The 2,510-nt window shown below is 71.0% G+C and carries 3 protein-coding genes and 1 pseudogene; all 4 read left to right on the top strand.

Going from position 1 to position 2,510, the window contains the following annotated elements:
- Positions 1-450 (top strand): annotated as a pseudogene (locus AC13HU_RS35555) (hypothetical protein); the annotation flags it as partial.
- 22 nt (positions 451-472) lie between these two features.
- The gene (locus AC13HU_RS35550) at positions 473-1,201 is read left to right on the top strand and encodes a glycosyltransferase family 2 protein (protein WP_483046130.1); all 729 of its coding nucleotides are present in this window, start codon (positions 473-475) and stop codon (positions 1,199-1,201) included.
- Positions 1,202-1,204: 3 nt separating this feature from the next.
- Positions 1,205-1,579 (top strand): DUF2304 family protein, encoded by a 375-nt coding sequence (locus AC13HU_RS35545; protein ID WP_483046129.1) that lies wholly within the window; start codon positions 1,205-1,207, stop codon positions 1,577-1,579.
- The gene (locus AC13HU_RS35540) at positions 1,567-2,499 is read left to right on the top strand and encodes a glycosyltransferase (RefSeq protein WP_483046128.1); all 933 of its coding nucleotides are present in this window, start codon (positions 1,567-1,569) and stop codon (positions 2,497-2,499) included. The genes AC13HU_RS35545 and AC13HU_RS35540 overlap by 13 nt, the downstream gene beginning before the upstream one ends.
- Positions 2,500-2,510: the final 11 nt, after the last annotated feature.

The following is a 2,510-nucleotide window of genomic DNA, read 5'->3' as shown; positions in this document are numbered from 1 at the left end:
GCCGCGTTCACCGGGCTGCTGGGCGGCACGGGCGGGGTGGTGGCGGTGGCGCTGGGGCCGTGGCTGGTGCCGCGGCTGTTCGGTTCGCCCGATCTGCTCGGCTGGACGGACTTCGCCTGGCTCTCGGCCGGCACGCTCTGCTACATGCTTGCCTCGGTGCTCGGCCAGGCGTTGCAGACCACCGGCGGCCACGGCCGGCAGTTGCTCTCCTGGGCGGTCGGCACGGCCGCGCTGCTCGCGGTGACGGTCAGTCCGTTGCCGATCCGTGACCGGGTCGAGATCGCTTATACCGTCGGCGCCGCGATCACCGCAATTCTGCTCTCCATCCGAGTGACTTATGCCCTTCGGGAGCAACCTATGCGTCACTTCGACCGTCAAACTGGGCGGACGGACGCAATACAAGGGACCAACTTCCCGGAAACCGCGGAGCGTCCGCAATCGGTCGAGTAATTGACGAAAGGGTGCGCTTTCCATGGTGATCTCCGGCGCGCCGCGCCTCGCCAGCAAGCGCACCTTCGGTGACGTCTGGCTGATCATCCCGGTCTACAACGAAGCCCCGGTCGTGGCCGGGGTAGTGGCCGAGGCGCTGCGCACCTTCCCCAACGTGGTGTGTGTCGACGACGGCAGTGTCGACGGCTCCCAGGACGAAGTCGCCCGCACCGGCGCGCACCTCGTCCAACACCCCATCAATCTCGGTCAGGGCGCGGCGATCCAGACCGGGCTGCGGTACGCCCTGTCCCAACCCGGTGCCGGACGCTTCGTCACCTTCGACGCCGACGGCCAGCACCGCGTCGAGGACGTCATCACCATGCTGGCGGTGGCCCGGGCCCGCGGCGCCGACGTGGTGCTCGGCTCGCGTTTCCTGCGGCCCGGTGGCGAGCGCGTCGAAGTGCCCTGGGTCAAGCGCGTGGTGCTGCGTACCGCGGCGGCACTGAGCCCCACCGCGCGCCGGCTGAAGCTCTCCGACGCGCACAACGGACTGCGTCTGTTCAACCGTGCCGCCGCCGCCCGGGTCAACATCACGATGAACGGCATGGCGCACGCCTCCGAGATCACCGGTTTCCTCGCCCGCTCCGACCTGAGCGTCGTGGAGTCCCCGGTGTCGATCCGCTACACCGACTACTCGCGGGCCAAGGGCCAGTCGTTGCTCAACGGAGTGAACATCCTCTTCGACCTGTCCCTGAACCGTGAGAAGGGCTGACCGGTGCTCATCCAGATCGTCCTGCTGTCCGCGGTGGTGGTCCTGCTCGCGGTGTTCATGCGCAGCTGGAACACCACCCGGACCCGGGCGTGGAAGCGGATCGCCTTCCTCGTCTTCTGCTTCCTCAACATCTACGCGGTGCTGCGGCCCGGCGACACCACGAAGGCCGCCCACCTGCTCGGCGTCGGCCGCGGCACCGACCTGGTGCTGTACCTGCTGGTGGTCGGCGTGACCGCGCTGGCGCTCAACACCTACCTGCGGTTCCGCGCCATGGAGCGCCGGTTGACCGAACTCGCCCGTGACGCGGCCCTGCGCACGGCCCACCGCCCGGAACCCGCACGGCCGTTGGCCGCCGTGGAAGGCGAATGCTCCCAGTGACCGACACGCTCGACATCATGCTGCCCTACTACGGCGACCCCGCGCTGATGCGCGACGCCGTGCGCAGCGTCCTCACCCAGACCGACCCCGACTGGCGGCTGACCGTCGTGGACGACGACACCCGGCCCGGCGTGCCGGAGTGGTTCGCCGGCCTGGACGACCGCCGGGTGCGCTACTTCCGCAACGACCAGAACCTCGGCGTCACCGGCAACTTCCGCCGCTGTGTCGAACTCGCCGACTACCCGTACACCGTGCTGATGGGCTGCGACGACCTGATGCGTCCCGGCTACGTCGCGACCGTACGGGCCGCCCGCGCCGACATGCCGGGCGCCGCGATGTACCAGCCGGGGGTCCGGGTGATCGACGGCGAGGGCCGCCCGGTGCACACCCTGGTCGACACCGCCAAGCGGCGGCTGTACTCCGCCGCGCCCGACCGGCGCGCCCGGCTCGGCGGCGAGGCGCTCGCGGTCAGCCTGCTGCGCGGCAACTGGCTCTACTTCCCGGCCATGTGCTGGCGCTCCGACCTGCTCAAGGAGGTCGGCTTCCGTGCCGACCTGACGGTCGTGCAGGACCTCGCGCTCACCGTGGAACTGCTGCTGCGCGGCGAGGAGTTGGTCACCGACCCGGAGGTCTGCTTCGACTACCGGCGGCACGGCGCGAGCGAGTCCTCCGCGCAGGCGGTCAGCGGCTCCCGCTTCGAGGAGACCCGCCGGCTGCTGCTCGAACTCGCCGCGGACTTCGACGCGCTGGGCTGGCACCGCGCCGCCCGCACCGCCCGCCGCCACCTGTCCACCCGGCTGCACGCGCTGCTGATGGTGCCGGGTGCGCTGCGCCGGCGCCGGCTGGACACGGCCCGCGAACTGACCGGGCACGCCTTCGCCCGGGTGCCCCGCCCCGTCGCCCCGGCGGCGGCCCGGTGAGCGCTCAGAAC

The organism is Streptomyces sp. NH27, assembly GCF_056859195.1.
Note: the sequence above shows the minus strand (reverse complement) of the source record. Positions and strands in the feature narration are given on the sequence as shown.